Annotated in this window: 16 protein-coding genes; 13 read left to right on the forward strand and 3 right to left on the reverse strand. The window is 47.6% G+C overall.

The features are described from left to right. Positions 1–421: 421 nt before the first annotated feature. Together ABD031_RS05395 and ABD031_RS05400 are read left to right on the forward strand one after the other, a co-directional pair. Positions 422–3610 (forward strand): N-6 DNA methylase, encoded by a 3189-nt coding sequence (locus ABD031_RS05395; RefSeq protein ID WP_343849223.1) that lies wholly within the window; start codon positions 422–424, stop codon positions 3608–3610. After that, positions 3594–5975: a DEAD/DEAH box helicase family protein gene (locus tag ABD031_RS05400; protein ID WP_343849225.1), complete on the forward strand. Its 2382-nt coding sequence runs from the start codon at positions 3594–3596 to the stop codon at positions 5973–5975. Before ABD031_RS05395 ends, ABD031_RS05400 begins: the two co-directional genes overlap by 17 nt. Positions 5976–6262: 287 nt before the next feature. On the opposite strand, the gene ABD031_RS05405 is transcribed toward ABD031_RS05400, so the two are convergent. After that, complete coding sequence (locus ABD031_RS05405; RefSeq protein ID WP_343849227.1) at positions 6263–6709, reverse strand: DinB family protein; 447 nt, start codon at positions 6707–6709, stop codon at positions 6263–6265. Between the two features lie 309 nt (positions 6710–7018). Here ABD031_RS05405 and ABD031_RS05410 point away from each other — a divergent pair, with 309 nt between their 5' ends. From ABD031_RS05410 to ABD031_RS05420, 3 genes are all read left to right on the forward strand, one after another. Further along, the gene (locus tag ABD031_RS05410; protein WP_343849229.1) at positions 7019–9313 is read left to right on the forward strand and encodes a heavy metal translocating P-type ATPase; all 2295 of its coding nucleotides are present in this window, start codon (positions 7019–7021) and stop codon (positions 9311–9313) included. A gap of 122 nt (positions 9314–9435) precedes the next feature. Next, on the forward strand, positions 9436–9870 hold the full coding sequence (arr, locus tag ABD031_RS05415; RefSeq protein ID WP_343849231.1) for an NAD(+)--rifampin ADP-ribosyltransferase: 435 nt from the start codon (positions 9436–9438) through the stop codon (positions 9868–9870). A 75-nt stretch (positions 9871–9945) separates the two neighbouring features. Further along, on the forward strand, positions 9946–10155 hold the full coding sequence (locus ABD031_RS05420; protein ID WP_343849233.1) for a heavy-metal-associated domain-containing protein: 210 nt from the start codon (positions 9946–9948) through the stop codon (positions 10153–10155). 837 nt (positions 10156–10992) lie between these two features. Here ABD031_RS05420 and tnpA read toward each other — a convergent pair. Then, on the reverse strand, positions 10993–11454 hold the full coding sequence (tnpA, locus tag ABD031_RS05425; protein ID WP_343849235.1) for an IS200/IS605 family transposase: 462 nt from the start codon (positions 11452–11454) through the stop codon (positions 10993–10995). 105 nt (positions 11455–11559) lie between these two features. On the opposite strand from tnpA, the gene ABD031_RS05430 reads away from it, so the two are divergent. The 8 genes from ABD031_RS05430 (at position 11560) to ABD031_RS05465 (ending at position 21280) form a co-directional block, all read left to right on the forward strand. After that, positions 11560–11973: an HYC_CC_PP family protein gene (locus ABD031_RS05430; RefSeq protein WP_343849237.1), complete on the forward strand. Its 414-nt coding sequence runs from the start codon at positions 11560–11562 to the stop codon at positions 11971–11973. 87 nt (positions 11974–12060) lie between these two features. After that, positions 12061–15906: an efflux RND transporter permease subunit gene (locus ABD031_RS05435; protein ID WP_343849239.1), complete on the forward strand. Its 3846-nt coding sequence runs from the start codon at positions 12061–12063 to the stop codon at positions 15904–15906. 79 nt (positions 15907–15985) lie between these two features. Continuing rightward, complete coding sequence (locus ABD031_RS05440; RefSeq protein ID WP_343849241.1) at positions 15986–17368, forward strand: TolC family protein; 1383 nt, start codon at positions 15986–15988, stop codon at positions 17366–17368. After that, entirely contained in the window at positions 17365–19131 is a 1767-nt protein-coding gene (locus tag ABD031_RS05445; protein ID WP_343849243.1) for an efflux RND transporter periplasmic adaptor subunit, read from the forward strand. Before ABD031_RS05440 ends, ABD031_RS05445 begins: the two co-directional genes overlap by 4 nt. Before the next feature lie 104 nt (positions 19132–19235). Continuing rightward, entirely contained in the window at positions 19236–19799 is a 564-nt protein-coding gene (locus tag ABD031_RS05450) for a DUF3347 domain-containing protein (RefSeq protein WP_343849245.1), read from the forward strand. 54 nt (positions 19800–19853) lie between these two features. Then, entirely contained in the window at positions 19854–20279 is a 426-nt protein-coding gene (locus tag ABD031_RS05455) for a CHY zinc finger protein (protein ID WP_343849247.1), read from the forward strand. 96 nt (positions 20280–20375) lie between these two features. Beyond that, positions 20376–21065: a PepSY domain-containing protein gene (locus ABD031_RS05460; RefSeq protein WP_343849249.1), complete on the forward strand. Its 690-nt coding sequence runs from the start codon at positions 20376–20378 to the stop codon at positions 21063–21065. 17 nt (positions 21066–21082) lie between these two features. Beyond that, positions 21083–21280, forward strand: coding sequence for a hypothetical protein (locus tag ABD031_RS05465; RefSeq protein ID WP_343849251.1), 198 nt, complete (start codon positions 21083–21085; stop codon positions 21278–21280). 101 nt (positions 21281–21381) lie between these two features. Here the strand turns inward: ABD031_RS05465 and arfB are convergent, their stop codons facing one another. Next, the gene (gene arfB / locus ABD031_RS05470; protein WP_343849253.1) at positions 21382–21801 is read right to left on the reverse strand and encodes an alternative ribosome rescue aminoacyl-tRNA hydrolase ArfB; all 420 of its coding nucleotides are present in this window, start codon (positions 21799–21801) and stop codon (positions 21382–21384) included. Positions 21802–21827: the final 26 nt, after the last annotated feature.

The following is a 21827-nucleotide window of genomic DNA, read 5'->3' on the forward strand; positions in this document are numbered from 1 at the left end:
AAAAACGAAATAATTTTTCTTCCCTCCCCTGTTTCTCTTGCCGGACCATGAACTAAAACATATCTTCACTCAGATTCAAGGGGAAAAATTTTGGGATTATCTCTAAGGCAATAGTTCGTGAAGGGGCTTATGCTCTAGCAAATCAGGTAGGAAGAGATCAAAAAGGTATGGGTATGAACAAGTTAGCACTCAGCTTAAAAAACGACACAACCGACAATAAACGAACAGTAAAAAGGACAGACAAAATGCCATTCCTTCGCAAAATAAAAAGAGCTGCAATGCCACCCACAAGCCGACACAAATTGCAGCACATTTTATTTTGCCCAACCGCACCCAAGCCCACCCACCACCCTGACAAGCGGACAGTGATTTAACAGGTAAGCGGACTTTAAAATATTAACTTTGAGACTTTATAAATTATATGGGACGTTCGACAGTACATTACGCAGACAATAAAACAAACAATGCTTTAAAAAAGCTACATAACAAATTACGACCTGCTGGTACGCCTGTTCAACGAGTTGAATACATTATTGAACTTTTATTGCTGCGGATTTTTGAAACCAAAATCAAACAAGACGAAGAATTTAAACCGCTTCGCAAACTCTTTTCGGCTGAGTACAAATGGAAAAATCCTAAAAAGGGTGCTGATGCATTCGAAGAAACAAACGAAAACCGTTTGTTCTCTTATTTGCCGACCGTTTCAAACGACCAAATTTTATCTGAACTCAACGACAACTTTTTTCCTTTCTATTCAAGCATTTTGCACAGTGCAAGACAAGTCTTTGAAGGAAACCTTCCGCAGAAAGTACAAGACCAATTGGTTTTGATAGAAGAAGTTTTCAGTAATTCCAATTTCACCAACAACGTAAACAGCGGAAACCTTGGCGAAGTAATCAGCATTGTTGCCAACGACATTGAAGAAGCAAGACTATTGAAAACCGACCTTTTGGGCGATGCCATTGAATCGGCTTTGAGTGAAACAGGTGGAACAAAAGATGTTGGACTATTCCGCACACCCGACCACATTCGACAATTTATGACGGCTATGATTGAGCCGACTTTTGACGACATAATTTTTGACCCTGCTTGCGGTACGGGTGGTTTCTTGTTTGACGCTTTTGAATTTGTAATGCGAAGAGTTGACCCCGACCGTGAATGGCCGGGCGAAAAAGCTCATTCCGAATTATCGGCTTGGTTTGACGAATATTTTAAGTTCAATCAATTAGATTTTCCAAGCATTGAACAAACCACACAGTTTTACAGAACTGGTGTAACAGGTATTGAATATTTGGGAATGATTCGCAAAATGGCGGCTATCAACTTTTATGTTCGCGGCTTAAACCCTGCCAACATTGAGCAAGGCGACAGTTTGGCGAAATACAGACCCGTAACCGACCACGAAAGTAAATCGGTTATTTTGGCTAATCCGCCTTTTGGCGCACAACGTGACCAAGAGAGTTATCCTGATGTTTGGGGCGAATATTCCAAAGAATCGGAAACCACTATTTTGTTTGTGAAACTGATGTTTGAGCAACTAAAAGCAGGTGGAATATGTGCAGTAGTTGTTTCAGAAGGTTTTCATACTTGGGAACAGTTTAGTGCAAAGGCTTTGCGTAAAATGCTTTTGGACGAAGCACAATTGAAAGCAGTTATTTCTCTTCCACAAGGTTTGTTTGTAAGCAAAAGCGGACAAGGCCCAAAAACTTCTATTCTCATTTTTGAAAAAGGCGGAAAAACCGACTGGACTTGGTTTTACAAAATAACCAACGATGGTTACACTATGGGAACCAACCGCAAAGAGCAAAAAGGAAATCAACTCATTCAATGTTTAACGCTTTGGCACGAATATGTAAAACACGGCAAGCAACCGCCCGAAACAAAAAATCAATTTTGTATTCCTGCCGAATGGATTAAAACACTTGACCCACGCGTAAAAGAGAAAATCCGCACGGAAACCCGTGCCGATATGGAAGCCAAAGGCAAAATAGAACGGGAGAAAAAAGAAGCCGACCTTGACAAAAAGATAAAAGCCAAAAAAGCTACGGAAGCCGTCAAGTCAATGGAACTGAAAACCTTTGACCAAATGCTGGAAAACCGCATACAAAACGAAATTGCCAAACGCATTGACAAGGCACACAACTATTCGTTTAACCTTGCCAATTACAAAAGCACCATTAGCGACAGCCAAATTGCGGAATGGACAGAAGCACTCAAACACATTCAGCCAAACGGTGCAACTACTTTGGAAGATGTTTATAAAAAACTGAATAACGGCAAACCCGAAAACATTTTACCCTATCTCGTAAAACTAAACCCTACCAATGCACTGGAAGCCGACATTGCCCGAGAATATGTAAGCAATTTGGACAACAACCTTATTGCAAAACATAAAGAGTTGAATGTAATTAAAGAAATTTTGAAAAGCGGTGCAAAATATCCAATGGTTAAATTGAAAGACTATTTGATATTGAATGAAAACAAAATAAAGCCCAACAAAAACCCTGATGTAAATTACAAAGTGCTTGGCGTAAGCAATGAAATTGGCATTTTCCTTAATGAAAAACTACAAGCCGAAGAAACCAACCAAAGCTATTTTGTAGTGGCTAAAAATGAATTTTGCTACAACCCATACAGAATAAATGTGGGTAGCATTGGATTAAACACCAACGATTACGACAACCAAATAATAAGCGGTGCATACATTGTTTTTGCTTGCAAGGAAGATGAACTAAACCCAAAATATTTAGATGCCCTATTTGAAAGTAAAGGCTTTTTGGATTATGTAAACGACAAAGCCAATGGTGGAGTGCGTATGAACTTTAAGTTTGAAGATATGGAAGACTGGGAAATCCCCTTGCCTTCTCTTGACGAACAAAACGCCATTGTTTCTCAAATTGAAAAGCAAAAAGCGATAATTGAAGGGGCGGAGAAAATTTTTTCTAACTGGAGTATTGATATTTCCGAATATATCTTAAATGCCAATTTGCAACCTATTGGAAATGCCATATTAGAAACAAAAAATGGATGGTCTCCGGTATGTAAAGGAGGTAATCAAGCTATATTATCTCTTAGTTGTTTACAAAATGGCACTATTGATTTTAGCAAAGCAAAATATACGGATGAGACAAGACCTGATATTGGCAAATTCTACGTAAAAAAAGGTGATTTTTTCTACAGTAGGGGTAACACAAAAGAATTAGTTGCTTTGGCTGCAATTGCAATTGAGGAATCAAAGGAAGTTGGGTTTCCAGATCTATTAACAAGAGTAGAATTTAATGAAGTAATGATACTACCAGAATTTGCCGTCTTATGCTTTAATTCAAAGTTAGGAAGAGACTACTTTGGCAATGTCCCTGAAGGAGCCTCGCCTTCAATGGTAAAAGTTTCACAAGGCTATATGATGGATTTTAAAGTTCCGTTTTTAGGTGATATTCCTATTCAACGTAAAGTTATTTCTGAATTAAGAGCTAAAACGCAAATTATTGAAGGCTTACGCAAAATGAAAACTGAAGCCCAAATGAAAATCAACCAAATATTGGCAGATGTTTGGGGTGTTGAATTTGGTGAACCTAAAAAAGAATTAGTAGAAGATGAGCAAGAAAATTAACGAAGCCACTTCTACCGATTTACCAATCATACAACGGTTAGTAAATGAATACGGCTGGAAAGTTGGTGATACTTTATTGTATCAGCCTATTTATGATATTTCAGAAAACCTGAAAAAGGATTACGGCAATCTTAAAAACATTCGGCCCGATATTGTTTTGCAAGATTTGAACGGTGAAGTTATAGCCGTTATAGAAAACAATCTGGACAAGGAAAATAAAGACTTGTTGAAATTGCGTACTGTAGTTACGCATTTACTCAAACCCCGTTTTCTGTATGCTTGCAGTGCCGAACGCATTTTGTTTTACGACAATGCTTGGAAAGGCTTAGACGCAGGAGAGTTTAAGCAAATAACTAACTTTATGAGCTTGGAAGAAATGAAGCTCAAAATTGAGCAACAGAAAAAAATTGCTTCCAACAAAGAAATTACCATTGATACCACCATTGCAGGCGGTTTTGACCCAAGCATTGGAAAAGAACGCTATTACCAATTGCAATGTATTCGCACAATCATAGAAAACTACAAAGCAGGCAAACAAAAAATGCTTATCCATATGGCAACAGGTTTGGGCAAAACCCGAACAGCCGTAGCCTTGGTAAAAGCATTATTGGGAAGCGGTTTGTGCAAACGCATTTTGTTTGTGGTGGACAGAAGAATGTTAGCCAAACAATCGGTTGATGATGGTTTCGCTTTAATCAGCCGAGAACATACCAGCAGTTGGATAACCACTTCAAATTTCAGAGCAAGAAAACACGCCAGCATTCACGTAGTAGTAATTGACACCTTAGAACTAATCCACAGCGATTTACCTTCCAACTTTTACGATTTAATCATTGTGGACGAGTGCCACAGAAGCATAAACGTAAACAGAAAACTAATCTTTGACCATTTTCTTTGCCCGAGAGTGGGTTTAACCGCCACACCAAGAATAGCCACACCCAAAGAAGGAACAGAAGTGGACGAAGAAGATTTGGCAATCATTGATACTTACAAACTATTTGGTTGCGAAACAGGTGAACCCGATTTTCAATTTGATATGGACAGGGGAATTAGCAAAGGTTTTCTCGCCCCATACAAGCCTATTGAGTTGCTTTCTTCATTGATACAAGAAGCAGAAGAAGACGGAATTTCGTTTGACCACGTTTTAGAACCAAAAGAAAAATACATCATTGCATTAGGTGCAGAAAAGAAACTGAAATTAGAACAACTCAACCGCAAATTCATTTCAGAAGAAAACTGTTTACGCATTGCAGAAGAGCTCAAAAAGAATACGCAATACGGAGAGAAGGTAATTCTGTTTGGCGTTAGTCAGGCACATTGTATTGAGTTAGCAAAAGCTGTAAATAAAGTTTTTGAAAAAGACCTTTCCGAAAAACCGTATTACGCAGAAGCAGTAATTTCAGAAAACAACGAACTAAACGAAACGCTTAAAGCGTGGTTTAAAAAGCCGTATCAAAAACCGTATGTAGTTACTTCGGTGGACATATTAAGCACAGGTGTTGACATTCCTTGCGTTCGTTACATTGCATTTGCAGGACTTACAAAATCGGTTGGCAAATACATTCAAATGGTTGGTCGTGGCACACGCCTTGACCCAAAAACAGGCAAATTCAGTTTTACCGTTTTAGACTTTGTTGGTTTGTGCAGACGAATGGAAGACAACGGAAAAGGTACGCTAAAAGAAAACAAGAAAGTTGTAAAACCAGGCGACCAAAAACCAAAAGTACCAGGAACACCACAACCCAAAGGCGACTATTTTCTCATTGACAATCCCGACCCTGCTCATTTAATTCAGCGAGTAGAAATTCACGGAGATTCAATTATCGTTAAAGACAATATTCCTATTGAAGAAGCCAAACGGATATTTGAAGAAGAATTGAAGAAAACACAAGAACCTGTAATGGCAGACTTGAAAACAAAAGCCGAACAAGCCGACTATCAGCCAACAGATGAAGAAATGGCTAAACTGCTTGACTGGTTAAGCAAACCCAACACCTTTTTGGACGAAGGACATTTACAAAAAATGTATGACTTCCCCGAAGGTTCGGCTTGGGACTTTTTACTTCACGCCTTAGGTAAAAAGAAAATCCCTACACCAAAAGAACGTATCGAGAAAAACTATCTTTCCTACATACATACTTACGACTTTACAGACGAACAAATAGTTGTGCTGAAAAAAATCAAAGACATTTTTGCTTCCAACCTCGCTTCCAAACGTAGCATTGACGAAAAAGACATTTTTGGAAACCCGATTTACGAAAGACTAATCGGCTCGTATGACGACATAAATAAAAAATTTGACGGGAAATTTAACTTAGTAATTAACGACTTAAAACAAACATTTGGTAACAGACTAAACGCATAGCCAACGCTATTGATGGCACATTTGCAAAACCGCACAAGCCCACGCTAAAACCAAGTTTTGCAAAAGAGCCACCAAGCCAACGCACCAAGACAGACCGAAATGAACGGACAAATTACATACTGAGAAAAAGGGCGAACAGCCAATTGAGTAGACGGCCTCGCCAACTGTTAAGTTAGCGAGGTGCGACTACGCCGCTAGGGCACTCAGTCCTCCACCACTCCCGAAAGCTTTCAGCTCTTTTAAATTGGCAATTCCAAAGCTCTACCCTAGGGTTTGTAATACTATGTTTACCCCTGAGCCCAGTGAATATAGTCCGAGGACACAGGTTCTAATCCGGTTTTACGCATCAGCGAAGCCAATTGGCCCCGGTGATAGGTGGCATGGTTGACGATATGAATCAGGATGTCTGAGGCCTTTTTTTCAAAGGCTGCCCCGGAAAAGCTATGGAAAGAAATCTTAGAATCCAGGTCAGTTGTCTCTAAGATCTCCAAGGTCTTCGCGTATAAAGCCTCGTTTCGGGAATGAAAACTTTCAATGGGAAAATCCTCCCAGGGATTTTTCAAGGTGATATTTCCTTCAATCCGCTCGATCCAGATCTGATGGGCATTGATCAGGTGAGTTGCCAGACGGATGATTTCCTGATCCATTTGATAGTCATAGGACTGAAACCTGGCACCCAGCAATTGATTGATCTGGTGATTGTACTCGAAAAAGCGTTGTAAAAACTCCTTCATGGCTTCGGGGATTAAAAGGAAAAAATACTTCTGTTTGCCAAATCAACGAGTATTTTCCCAATTCTGGTAGAAATTCATTCCCCACTTTTTTCAACTTTGGAAGGCTCCAATTTTTGAATGAGTAATTCCATCTCTCCAATTCAGGATCTAGTTTCCCTTTTGCCCAATCTTTGCGATTTCTGCACCTCTGCGGTCGAAAGATCAAGGTTGTCGAGCTTGTCGAGACACAAAATCTTATAAAACTCTCCCAAAATCCTGTAAGACTTTTCTGTCGCTTCGGTGTCAATTTTGTATCATCAATCCGCAAGCATGGAAGCAGCAAACACAAATACCGCACAAAACACCGGCAAAACCCAGAAGGAAACCTTTCCGGTCACGGGCATGACCTGTGCTGCCTGCGCCTCCAGCGTGGAGACTATCCTGCAATACACCGATGGGGTCAAGTCCGCCGCCGTGAACTTTGCCACCAATACCGTCCAGGTCGAATACGACGACAGCACCTCGCCTGGACAGCTCAATGCAGCCCTGACCGACATCGGCTACGGCCTGGTGCTGGGCTCCAAAGACGTGCAGGCAACCGTACAGGAAGAGCAGGAGAAGAAATACCAAGCCGTCAAAAAGCAGACAATCGGAGCGGCATTGCTGACTTTGCCGGTCTTTATCCTCGGGATGTTTTTTATGGAATGGGAGCCCGGAAAGTGGATCAGCCTGGCGCTGGCTATCCCGGTTCTCTTCTTTTTCGGCCGGCATTTTTATGTCAATGGCTGGAAGCAAGCCCGACATGGCAAGGCCAACATGGACACGCTCGTTGCCCTGAGTACCGGCATCGCCTTTATCTTCTCGGTGTTCAACACGCTGTTTCCGGAGTTTTGGCACAGCTGGGGTATCCATCCGCATGTCTACTATGAGGCCGCTACGGTGATTATTGTCTTTATCTCCTTCGGAAAGTTGCTCGAAGAGCGGGCCAAATCCAGCACCGGAACCGCTTTGCGCAAGCTCATGGGACTCCAGGCGAAAACCTTGACCTTGATTCAGGATGGAAAAGAAGTGCCAACCCAGATCGGGGAAGTCGTTCCCGGCAACCGCATCCTGATCAAGCCCGGAGAAAAGATTCCCGTGGACGGAAAAGTGCTCGAAGGAAATTCTTTCATCGACGAAAGCATGATTTCGGGCGAACCCGTTCCTGTCGAAAAGAAAGACGGCGACGCAGTCTTTGCCGGAACGATCAACCAGAAAGGAAGTCTTCAGATCGAAGCCGAAAAAGTGGGGGCCTCTACCCTGCTCTCCCAGATCATCCAGCGCGTGCAGGAAGCACAGGGCAGCAAGGCTCCCGTGCAGAAGTTGGTCGACAAGATCGCGGGAATATTTGTGCCCGTGGTCATCGGAATCGCGTTGTTGACGTTTGGGGTTTGGATGGTCTTTGGGGGCGAAAATGCATTTTCACATGCCTTGTTGGCATCGGTTTCCGTCTTGGTCATCGCCTGCCCCTGCGCCCTCGGTCTGGCCACGCCGACGGCCATCATGGTGGGTGTGGGCAAAGGAGCCGAAAACCAGATCCTGATCCGCGATGCGGAAAGTCTCGAACTCGGCCATCAGGTTAATGCCATTATCCTGGATAAGACGGGGACGATTACCGAAGGGAAACCGACGGTCGCTAATTATCAGTCAACAGTCCACGGTCAACAGACCACCGAACTGGGGTCGAGTTCCGCTGTCGACGGTGGTCTGTCGACAGTTGACTACAAATCAATCCTCCTAAGCCTAGAAAACAAGTCCGAGCATCCCCTCGCCGATGCGGTCGTGAAGTATCTGAGAGAAAAGAAGGTGGAAGCCACTACCCTCGACCACTTCGAAAGCATCACGGCAAGGGGCGTAAAGGGCAGCAAGGACGGGGTGTTCTATTTCGTGGGAAACCGAAATCTCCTGGAGGAAAATCGAATCTCTCTTCCCGATGACTTGGTAACAACGGCCAAAGAATGGAGCGAACAGGCCCAGACGGTGATTTGGTTTGCCGATCAGGAGAAAGCCTTGGCCATCTTGGGTATTCAGGATCAGCTTAAACCGAGTTCAAAGTCTGCCATAGCCCAGCTTCAAAAGTCAGGCGTGGAAGTTTACATGCTCACCGGAGACAACCGGCAAACCGCCGCGGCCGTCGCCAAGGAAGTGGGGATATCCGACTTTCGGGCGGAAGTGATGCCTGCCGACAAATCGGAATTTGTCAAGCGCCTGCAGGAAAAAGGCAAAGTCGTCGCCATGGTGGGCGATGGCATCAACGACTCGGAAGCTTTGGCGCAAGCCGATGTGAGCATCGCCATGGGGCACGGTTCGGATATCGCGATGGATGTGGCCAAGATCACCCTGATCACTTCCGATCTGGAAAAGATCCCCCAGGCCTTTCATCTGTCGCATCTGACGGTGAATGGAATCAAGCAAAACCTGTTTTGGGCCTTTATCTACAACCTGATCGGGATTCCCATTGCGGCGGGAGTGCTGTATCCGATCAACGGCTTCCTCCTCGATCCGATGATCGCCGGCGCGGCAATGGCATTCAGCTCGGTGTCGGTGGTGCTGAATAGTCTGAGGTTGAAAACCAGGTCATTGTAAGATTGGAAAATTTGAAAATTGAAAAATTGCAGGTAGAAGAGCACCGTGCCTATTAATTTACGGACCGAATATCCATCCTTATCGGACTGAGCGAAGTCGAAGTCCTCTTAAAAAAGAACATTATGGAATCAAAGAGTAACAAAAATCCCATCGAAGATCCTGAGAATACAGTTTTCTACCACGGCACCAAGGCCGATCTCAAGCCGGGAGATCTGATTTCCCCGGGCTTTAGCTCCAATTATGGTTCGCGAAAAAAGGCGGCTTACGTCTATCTCTCCGCCACTTTGGATGCGGCAACTTGGGGCGCAGAGTTGGCCCTTGGTGAAGGCAAAGGCCGGATCTACGTCGTCGAGCCCACGGGTCCAATCGAAGACGATCCCAACCTGACCGACAAGAAATTTTCCGGAAACCCGACCAAATCCTACCGAACACAGCACCCGATTCGGGTTTCCGGTGAAATCATCGATTGGCAAGGACACAGCCCCGAACAGCTCCAAACCATGAAAGATCACCTGGAACGCCTGAAGGCTCTCGGCATCGAAGCGATTGAGGATTGAAAAAGCGGAAAGACCGGAGACGGAAGAAACGTCCCCGGTCTTGATACTAAAATCTTGATACTAACTACTAAAAAAATGAAAACCCTAAAATTCAAAACCAATATCAATTGTGGCAACTGCCTGGCAAAGGTCACACCCAAGCTCAACGAACAAACAGGCATCGAATCTTGGTCGGTTGACCTTCAGGATCCCGACCGGACCCTGACCGTAGAGACAGCCGATCTCGAACCAGAGGACATCAAGAAGGCTGTGCTCAAGGCAGGTTTTATTGCGAATCCGAAATAAAAATGTGTCATCCCTACGGGATTCGCGGAAAATTGGCGGCAAATGGTTCTACCCAGCTTTTGTGCCTACGGCACCGATCCGCACCATTGCCTATCCTATTTTTAGGATATCAGGAATTGAGCTCAGTCCCGCTAGGGACTAAAATTCGGTAGTTCAGATAACAGCCGACCAATCCAAGTCCCATAGATTTAAAAAATTGGAATACACCTATGCTACCGAGCTGTGGTGCCTATGGCACAGGTCCGCACCATTCTAGCAAATGGTTCTACCCAGCTACGGGATTCGCGGAAAATTGGCGGCAAATGGTTCTACCCAGCTTTTGTACCTACGGCACAGGCCTAATCAACCAATGGGCTGCATGCAAAATCTTCTTGCGCACCAATTGGGTGGCGGTCCCGCTAGGGACTAAAATTCGGTAGCTCAGATAACACCTGACCAATCCAAGTCCCATAGGGACGACACAACTACCGAGCTGTCGTGCCTAGGCACAGTCCTAAGCTACCAATAGGCTGCATGCAAAAACCTCACTTCATACCAATTGGGTGGCCGTCCCGCTAGGGACACAAGCTCGGTAACAACAGAAACATGCATGATTCCATAGTCCCATAGGGACGACAGAATCTCGAAGCCGTTTGAAAAGAAATGTGTCATCCCTACGGGATTTGCAAAATTGGCGGCAAATGGTTCTACCCAGCTTTTGTGCCTACGGCACAGGCCTAATCAACCAATGGGCTGCATGCAATCTTCTTGCACACCAATTTGGTGGCCGTCCCGCTAGGGACCACAGCTCGGTAACAGCAACACCGTGAATCATTCCAACGTCCGCTAGGGACGACACTATTCCGGTTCTTTAAAAATGTACTTTGTCTCAAAATCTACCTCCAGGTTTTCCAACATCCTCCTGTATTCCGGCAAAAATGGCTTTCTCTCATGGTGTACCTTCTGATTTTCAATGTACCGAATTACCTTCGGCACATCTGATTTGGTATAAGAAAAGGCTCCATATCCCTCTTGCCATGCAAATTTGAAGGGGGTCAATCTTTCTTCATTAATCCATTTAGAACTAGACGCCTTCACTTGCTGCATCAAATCACTGAGCGATTGAGTGGGCCGAAAACCGAAAAGTACATGCAAATGATCCGGCATTCCATTTATAGCCAAAACCTTGTGTTGGCAGGCATGAAATATTCCTATCAAATATTCATAAAGCCTTTTCTCCCAAATTGGGTCTATCTGGGCCTTCCGAAATTTGGTTGCTACAACTGCCTGAATATGGATCTGGGTGTAGGTATTTGCCATAGTTAGTTAAAAGTTAGAAAGCCCAAAAAAAACAACTGAATATACCATATTTCATAGTTTTGAACTATCCAAACTTCCAAAGTTAAATTCCGTACATTTATCCCGTTGAAAAAGCTGTTTTCCATATCGCTTGCCATCTTGGTACTCTTCTCCACCATCGGGATGGCGAAGACGACGCATTTCTGCATGGGCGATGCGATGATGAGCTCGATTGGCTTTTCGTCAGCGCATCTGGATTGCGGCATGGAGATGGAAATGGCCCACGAAGAGAATGGCCCTGACTTCGAAAAAGACCCCAACTCCTGCTGCAAAAACACATCTGAACGCCTAAGCGTGGACGATGATTTCCAGCTGAAAAAACAGCAAATCTCCCTCGACCTGCAATTTGCAGTGGCATTGGTCCAGGTTTTCTTTTACCCTCTGGTGCTCAGCGATACCGAGGAGCCCAAGTTCACACACTACATTACTCCCCCTCTCCATCGGGACTACCCGGTACTTTTTGAGAGCTTCTTGATCTAAATCCTAGGTAGTCGGTCCAGCACCGGCATGCACTTGAGCCTGATCCAAATGGATTCGGTATCCATTTCCTGCATTAACCTAAGATTTATGCTTAATCGAATCATCAAGTATTTTCTTGAAAACAAACTCGTGACGGTACTTTTCCTGCTGCTGATCATCGGCTGGGGAATTGTCACCGCTCCTTTTGACTGGAAAGTAGGCTTTCTCCCAAGAGATCCTGTGCCGGTCGACGCCATCCCGGATATCGGGGAAAACCAGCAAATCGTCTTTACCGAATGGATGGGTCGATCTCCCCAAGATGTCGAGGACCAGATCACCTACCCGCTGACCACCTCGCTCCTCGGACTTCCCGGAGTGAAAAGCGTGCGGTCCAGCTCAGCCTTTGGCTTTTCCAGCATCTACATCATCTTCGACGAGGACACCGAATTCTACTGGAGTCGGTCCCGGGTTTTGGAGAAGCTCAACTCCCTACCTGCCGGACTTTTGCCGGAAGGCGTGCAACCCAAACTCGGCCCAGACGCCACCGCTTTGGGGCAAGTCTATTGGTACACGCTCGAAGGCCGGGATGAAAATGGCAATCCGACCGGAGGCTGGGATCTCCACGAATTACGGACTGTCCAAGACTACTACGTGCGCTATGCCCTGACCGCTGTCGAAGGCGTGGCCGAGGTGGCATCCGTGGGTGGCTATGTCAAAGAATACCAAGTCGATGTAGATCCGGCGGCACTCAAAGCCCACGGAGTGACGCTGATGGACGTGATGGAAGCCGTCCGAAAATCCAACTTGGACGTCTCCGCCAACACGATCGAAGTCAACCGCGTGGATTATTTCATCCGTGGACTGGGCTATGTCGAGGAATTGTCAGACTTGGACAAGGCAGTGGTCAAGGTCACCGACAATGTGCCGATCCGGATCCAGGACGTCGCCCGGGTAAACATCGGCCCTCAGCCCCGAAACATGTCCGGCATTCTGGATAAGAGCGGCGCCGAAGCGGTCGGCGGCGTGGTCATCGCCCGATACGGAGACAATCCCCTCCAAGTAATTGAAAGCGTAAAAGCCGAGATCGAGCTGCTTTCTCAAGGTCTTCCCACCAAAACCTTGGCCGATGGCACGGTTTCCAAAGTCACCTTGGTGCCCTTTTACGACCGAACCGGCTTGATTTACGAGACTTTGGGAACGCTGTACGAAGCGATCAGCCTGCAGATTTTAGTGACGATCCTGGTCATCATCGTGATGGTCTATAACCTCCGGGCTTCGCTTCTCATCTCGGCCTTGCTGCCCCTGGCCGTGCTGATGTGCTTCATCTTTATGAAATACTTCGGTGTGGACGCCAACATTGTGGCCCTTTCCGGGATCGCAATTGCCATTGGGACGATGGTCGATCTGGGGATTATCCTCAATGAAAATATCCTCAGACATCTGGAATCTGCCCCTGCCGGCCAGTCCAAACTCAAAACCGTCTATCTGGCCGCTGCCGAAGTATCCGGAGCAATCGTGACGGCTGTCAGCACTACGATTGTCAGCTTTCTTCCGGTGTTCACCCTGCAGGCTGCCGAGGGAAAACTCTTTGGCCCCTTGGCTTATACCAAAACCTTTGCGCTGATCTCTGCGGTGATCTTCACCCTCCTGATCATGCCAGCCTTCTCGCATTGGATCTTTTCACTCCGCGCTTTCAAGTCCAAAAATGCAAAGTTCCTCAACTACCTGCTGATGGCTTTGGGCATCCTGCTCGCGCTTACGACATGGATGTGGGGCGGTCTTTTGCTCTTTGGATACGGGCTGATCCATACGGCGGCTTTTCATCTTCCGGAGAAAGTCGAAAAGCGCAAAAGCTTCCTTATCATCGCTGTAACCCTTCTTTTTGTCACTTGGCTCCTGACCGTGCAATGGATGCCGCTGGGCGTATCTGTCAGCCACTTCACCAATTTCTTATTTATCGCATTGCTCCTGGGAGTAGTCTTGGGAGGATTTGCCGGATTTATCCGCATCTATCCAAAACTCCTGATGTGGTGCCTTGCCAACAAGGGCAAGTTCATCCTTTTCCCCCTGCTCGTGCTTTTCTTGGGAGCCAGCGTCTGGTTGGGATTCTCGAAGGTCTTTGGCATTTTCCCGAGGACTTTCGATGTGGTCGGAGTCAATATCCGCACAAGCAGCTTGTGGTCCGGACTCAGTCATTCTTTTCCCGGTATGGGAAAGGAATTTATGCCCTCGCTCAATGAAGGCTCCTTCCTGCTGATGCCGACCACCATGCCGCATGCAGGAGTGCAGGAAAACAAGGAAGTGCTTCAGCAACTGGACATGCTGGTGACAGCGATTCCCGAAGTGGATTTGGTCGTGGGAAAAGCCGGCCGAGCCGAAACGGCCATCGACCCCGCCCCGATCAACATGTTTGAAAACACCATCAATTACAAAAGCGAATACGCCATGGATATACATGGTAAGCGGCTTCGATTCAAAGTGAGGGATGGCAAGTACGAGCTGAAAGACGGTGCTCTCTTTGACCCGGAAACTATGACTCCCAATCAGATTCAAATCCAGGATTTGGTCGCGGATGAGGATGGGGAATACTTCCGCCAATGGAGGAAGCACATCCGATCTCCGGATGATATCTGGGAGGAAATCGTCGGGGTGATCCAGATTCCGGGAGTGACCTCCTCGCCGAAGCTTCAGCCGATCGAAACCCGCTTGGTCATGCTCCAAACCGGCATGCGGGCCCCCATGGGGATCAAAGTTTACGGACCTGATCTTCAAAGTATTGAAAGCTTCGGCTTAGAGTTGGAAAAGTACCTCAAGGAGGTTCCTTCTGTGAAAAAAGAAGCGGTGTTCGCAGACCGGATTGTAGGAAAACCCTACCTCGAACTGGACATCAACCGGGATGAAATATCCCGCTACGGGATGAACGTGATGGATGTGCAGGACTTCATCGAGACGGCCATCGGCGGGATGAAACTCAGCACCACCGTTGAAGGACGCGAGCGCTTCCCTATTCGGGTTCGCTATGCCCGTGAATTCCGGGACGATCCGGATGCCATCGAAAATCTCCAGATTCCCACGCCTTTGGGAAATTACATTCCCCTGAGTCAGGTCGTCACGATCTCCTACAGGCGGGGGCCGGATATGATTCGGGGTGAAAACAGTTTCCTGGTAGGCTATGTCCTCTTGGACAAGATGGATGGATTCGCCGAGGTGACGGTGGTCGAGCAGGCGCAAAAATACCTGCAGGAAAAGATTGACTCCGGGGAGTTGAAAGTACCCAACGGTGTGCGCTACGCCTTTTCCGGTTCCTACGAAAATCAGGTTCGGGCGGAGAAAAGGCTGGGAATCGTCGTTCCACTCTGTCTGATCGTCATCTTCCTGATCTTGTATTTCCAGTTTCGGGCGGTGTCCACTTCCCTCTTTGTCTTCTCAGGCATCGCGATGGCCTTTTCCGGCGCATTCCTGATGCTGTGGTTGTACGGTCAGGACTGGTTTATGGACTTCTCGCTCTTTGGCAGCAACCTGCGCGAACTGTTCCAGATGAAGACCTACAATCTCAGCGTGGCCGTCTGGGTGGGATTTATCGCACTCTTTGGCATCGCCACAGATGACGGGGTCGTGGTTGCCTCCTATCTGGATCAGAGCTTCAAAGAAAACAAGCCCGACTCCGTCCAAGCAATCCGGCAGTCGGTATTGGAGGCAGGAAAGAGACGGGTGCTGCCTTGCATGATGACCACGGCGACCACGCTCTTGGCTTTGGTGCCGGTGCTCACGGCTACAGGTCGGGGATCGGATATCATGATTCCTATGGCGATTCCTTCGGTTGGAGGAATGGTCCTGGAGATCACCACCGTATTTCTGGTGCCTACCCTCTACTGCTGGTGGGCTGAGAGAAAACTGAAAAACAATTCTGAGGCTTTCGCCGAGGACTTAAAAACATCCGAAAATGGAAACTAGACATTCAAAACTTCGAGGGGCCAATTCCCCCTCCCGATGGCTATCGGGATTAAGGGGGCTAGGGGGATTTTTCCTATTCATGGTTAGCCTCTCCCTACATTCACAAACTCTGGATGATTATCTAATTATTGCTGCGGAAAACAATCCGGGATTGAAAGCCGCCTATGCCCGGTACGAAGCGACTCTAGAAAGGACAAAGCAACCTGGACTCCCAGATCCGGAACTTCAGGTCGGCTTTTTCTTCAAGCCTATGGAGCGATACATGGGAAACCAACAGGCCGACATCCAGCTGATGCAGATGTTTCCTTGGTTTGGCACAATCGGAACCCAAAAAGAGGAGGCCAATCAGATGGCATTGGCGCAATATCAGCTTTTCCTGGAGGAAAAAAACCAACTAATGTACCTCGTCAAATCGACCTGGTACGAGATGATCCGACTCAACAAAGAAATCAGCATCGTCCGCGAAAATCTGGAATTTCTCCAAAAGCATGAGGAACTGGCTTTGATCCGATATCAAGTGGCAAGCGGAGGCTCGGCGGGATCCGCTTCTTCCGGATCGGCAGGAATGCCCAGCGCAAAGTCCAGCAGCGCCGCCTCCGGTATGAACGGGATGGATGATGGCGCTGCCAAACCTTCCTCAACCGGAACGAATCCAGGAATGTCTTCCTCGTCCATGGGTGGATCCAGCTCGACCATGAGCGACATCCTTCAGCTTCGCATCGAGAAAAAGGGCCTTGAAAACACCCTGGCCCAGCTTGAAGCGGACTTGGAGCCCCAGCAGATCAAATTCAACAAGCTGCTCAACCGGGAAATCCGCGAGGGGATCGCCCTTACCAAGGTTTTCTCCCCGATCCAATTGGAAGCGGACAAACTCATCTTGCTGGATAGCATCAAAGCAAACAATCCCATGCTTGCCATGCTCGATGCAGAGATGACTGCCTATGAGCAGCAGGCCAAGATGGCCCGCCAGGACGGCAGGCCGATGCTGGGAGCCGGAGTCAACTACATGCCCTTCACCGCCAGGCAGGAAAGCGGCATGTCGATGGGCGGCCAAGACATGGTGATGCCGATGGTGAGCATGACGCTGCCGATCTATCGGAAAAAGGTCAACGCCCGCATCAAGGAAGCCGAATTGCTACGCGATGCCACGATGCTGGATCGCCAAAAAACCGAAAACCTGCTCGCCATGGAATGGGCCAACGCCTTCCGTGACTGGGAGGATGCCAACCGGAAACTTGCTCTCTATTCCGAGCAGATCGAGCTCACAGAGCAAAATCTGGAACTGCTGGCAACCTCCTATACCGCCGGACAAGTGGGTATGGAAAAAGTCCTCGACGCCCATCATCAGCTCCACACCTTTCAGCTTAGCCGCATCAACGCAATCAACAAACAATACCAAAGCTTGCTGATGCTTGAAAAATTGACTGCCTCTACCCTTCCCATAGACCAAGACACGCTATGAAAAAGCTATTTGAAAATAAAACTCTTCTGATCCTCATTACCCTCCTCATCGGCGGATTGCTGGGGTGGATGCTCAAGCCAAGCGCTAACTCCGAGAGCCACGATCATGCATTGGAAGCCGGTGAAGACGGACTTTGGACCTGCTCCATGCATCCGCAGGTCAGACTGGAGGAGCCGGGCGATTGCCCCATTTGTGGGATGGATTTGATCCCGGCCGATTCCAAAACCAGCAACTCCACCAATCCGCTCGCTTATGAGATGACACCGGAAGCCATCGCTTTGGCACAGATCCAAACCAGCACCATCGGCGGAATCAACGAGTCTGAAGAACTTTTCCTTACGGGAAAGATCCAAGCCGATGAACGCGAAAATGCCTCCGTCACCGCCAAATTCCCGGGAAGGATCGAAAAGCTCTTCGTCACCTTTACCGGCGAACAGGTAAAGGCCGGACAAAAACTTGCGACGATCTACTCGCCCGATTTGCTTGCCGCTCAGAGTGAACTGCTGCAGGCGGCCAAAAGCAAAAACAGCTTTCCTGAACTCTATGAGGCAGCCAAAGAAAAGCTCCGACTTTGGAAGCTGACCGAAAGTCAGATCTCCGAGATCGAGCAAGGCGGCAAAGTTCGGGATCAAATCGATGTCCTTGCCGGCCAATCCGGTGTGGTGAGTCAGCGCAATATTGCCGTAGGCGACTATGTCACTACCGGTCAGGTGCTATTCAACGTCGTCAATCTGGACAAGCTTTGGGTGCTGCTCGATGCCTATGAAGCGGATTTGCCTGCTTTGGGCATGGGAAATGAGATTGCCTTCTCTGTGGCTGGCTTGGCTGGCGAGACCTTTAAGGCCAAGGTTTCCTTCATCGATCCCTTGCTCGACTCCGATACGCGATCATCGGCAGTTCGGGCCGAGATCAACAATCCCGGTCAAAAACTCAAACCGGGGATGTTTGTGACGGCGAGGGTGAAAACGAAGGGGAAAGCCAATCCCTCGGGAATTTCCGTTCCCCGCACGGCGGTCCTATGGTCCGGCAAGAGATCGGTGGTTTATGTCAAAGTTCAGGATGCGGCCATGCCCGCCTTCGAGATGCGGGAGGTTACGCTCGGCGGAAGGATGGGTGAAAACTACGCCATCGAGTCGGGCCTAGTGGTCGGTGAGGAGATCGTCACCAACGGCGTCTTTGCGATCGATGCATCGGCACAGCTTTCCGGCCAGTACAGCATGATGAAGCGGCCCGAAAGCAAGACCATGGAGGTTTCGGAGGAATTCAAATCCCAGATCACCCAAGTAGCCGATGCCTATTTCGCAGTGAAAAACGCACTCGTGGAAGACGATCTGGAAGGGACAAAAAAGAAGGTAAGCTCCTTCTCCCAAAGCCTCTCCCAAGTGGATATGTCCCTGGTGAAAGATCAGGCTCATGAGTCTTGGATGACGCAACTGGCGGGAATGAAAGAAGCGGGCCAAAAGATCAGCGCTGCCCCCAATCTGGAAGAAGCCAAAAAGCATTTTTCCATGCTTTCCTTTCATATCCTGGAGATGACAGAGACCTTTGGCATCAACAAGGAGGCCGTTTACAAAGACTACTGTCCGATGGCATTTGGAGATCAGGGAGCTTATTGGCTTTCGGAGAAAAAAGACATCACCAACCCGTATTTTGGCACCTCCATGCTGAGCTGTGGGGAAGTCAAGCAAACTTATCTCAAAGGCCAGCCCATGATGAATCTATCCGGCTCCACACCTGCCTCAGCAACCGTTCATAAGCATTAATCTGAAATAACCGGGGTCTTTGTCTCTGGGATCTGCCGGAACTCAGACCCTCGGCGCAGAAAAAATCCAAATCAAAAAATAAACAAAACCTAAATACAACAACAATGAAAAAGTCCCTAATCTTCGCCCTTGCCCTTTCTGCAGTCCTTTTCTCCTGCGGAGGAAAAACAGACTCCCACGAAGGCCATGACATGGATCACGCCACAGGGCAGGAATCCGAAACTCCCGCCACCACAGCCTCAGAAAACAAGGCAACCACTGCGATCATCGACAGCTACCTTGCCGTGAAGGACGCCTTGGTCGCTGATGACCAAGCAGCGACAGCATCGAAGAGTGCAGCACTCGTGACGGCGCTAAAAGAGTTTGATGCCAGTGCCGGAACAGAGGAACTCAAAAGCCTTCAGCAGGAAGCAAGTTCTTCGGCAGAAAAGCTGGCATCCGAAGTCCTCGCCGCGCAAAGAGAAAACTTCCAAGCCCTGAGCGTCACGCTCACAGAATTTCTGAAGATCACCGGAACTGACCGCACGCTGTATCAGCAGCACTGCCCGATGTACAACCAAAACACCGGCGGGATCTGGCTGAGCGCTTCCGAGGAGATCAAAAACCCGCTTTTCGGCAGCAAGATGCTTACCTGCGGCCGAGTCCAGGAAACTTTGGTTTCACTTTAAATAAAACAGAAAGCAGGCGTAAATTGCGCCTGCTTTCTCATTTTAGCCCAAGCCATGAAACTCAAATTCCTGACGATCCTGTCGTTTTTTCTTTTTGCCTCCCTCCTTTCTTTCGCCCAAGAAAAAGTAATGGAACCCCTCAAAGTATCCCAGATCCGAGGAATCAACGTCTTTGGCAAGCCCGTGGACAACCAAACCCGCTGCGTGCACTGGCACTCCGAACTCGACATCATTGCGATCAAATTCAAGTGCTGTGACAAGTACTATCCCTGCTTTTCCTGCCATGAAGAGGAAGCGGATCATGAACATCAGGTTTGGCCAAAGGCAGAGTTTGCCCAGAAAGCCATCCTCTGTGGAGTTTGCGGAAACGAGCTGAGTATCGAGGACTACATGAGCAGCAACAATACCTGCCCGCATTGCAAGGCTGCTTTCAACCCAGGCTGCAGCAAGCATTACCATCTGTATTTTGAGACAAACTAACTCTCTAAGGGTTTTAGCACCCCTTGGCGACTTTAGCAATCAAACTTGAACCTTACCATGGATCCCTAAGCCTTGGAAGGTATTCCGAAACCAGCCATGCGCAAAAACAACCAATACTACACCCGTAGAATCCACCGGTTTCTGGGAGTATTTATCGGCATCCAGTTCTTCTTCTGGACACTTTCCGGCTTGTATTTTTCCTGGACCGATATAGACGAGATCCATGGCGATCACTTCCATGCGGACCACATGATGCACATGACCGCCAACAATCTGGTAGATCCGGGATCGCTGGATTCGACCTTGGAGATTGCCACGATGGAGCTGCGCTTTGTCCGGCATCAGCCCTACTATTGGGTGAATGGAGAAAAGCTCTATCATGCCCAGACCGGCGAACTGCAGGGAGAAATCACCGAAGAGCAGGCCAAGGAAATTGCCAAGATCTACATCAAAGGAGACTATGGGATCAAAGGCGCGGAATATCTGACAGAAACTGGTTCCCATCACGAATACCGAGGTCGACCTCTGCCTGCTTGGGCGATTCACTTCGACCATCCCGAAAGTCTCACCGCCTACATCGATGCCAAAAACGGCAATTTCGAACGGGTTCGCCACAGCAGCTGGCGCGTATTTGACTTCCTCTGGATGTTTCACACCATGGACTATGCCGGTCGGGACAACTTCAACAACCTGCTGTTGCGGGCATTTTCACTCTTTGGACTAGCTACGATAGTTTCCGGATTTACCCTGTTTTTCATGACCATCAAGAAAAAAAAGAAGGCTTAGCCTGCTACATCATCGCCATGGCAAATCCTCTTGGCGGCATTGGTGTGACCATCCTTGCTGCAAGCCAGCCTGAGCTCTATTCTGAAGAGTTGAAAAACGCAGGCATCCTATTGGCCTCCTCATTTCAATTCAAAAAAGATCAACAGGTCTTCGGAGATCGCAAAATGGAAAAAATTCCTCTCAGGTATGCGCCTCACCTATCTGGAATCCTATAACTCTCTAGGCACTATCGGTTGGAATATCTCGAGCAGAAACTCTATCTGAACGGGAATAGATACTTCCGAACTGATGAGGGCGAAAACCTCCCCAACTGCTACTAGTGCTTCCAGTTTCGGTTCGCCTTTTTTTCCGCATTTGCCTTTTTGGCTTTGATCCGCTTCTCTATTGCCCCTTTACCAGGCTTGGTGGCTTTCCGGATTTTCTTCTTGTGAAAAGACGTCTTCAACAAGTCGTAAAACTTGCCAATGACCAGCTCCTTATTTTGGATTTGGGAGCGTTTTTCTTGGGAAGAAAGTTGAAGCATCCCCTCTTGATCGATCTTGTTTGATGCTTTTTGAAGCAAAGTCAATTTCTCTTCCTCACTCAAAACCAGGGAATTGTTGACATCAAACCGGAGTTGAACTTTGGATTCCACCTTGTTCACATTTTGTCCGCCGGGACCGCTACTTCGGGAAGTCTGGAAGACCAGTTCAGGCAAAAAATCACCGTTTTGGATTCGGGTTTCGAGGGAGTTCATGAATATTTGAAAACTGAAAGATGGTA

The sequence above is a fragment of the Algoriphagus jejuensis genome (assembly GCF_039523455.1).
Classification (GTDB): Bacteria; Bacteroidota; Bacteroidia; order Cytophagales; family Cyclobacteriaceae; genus Algoriphagus; species Algoriphagus jejuensis.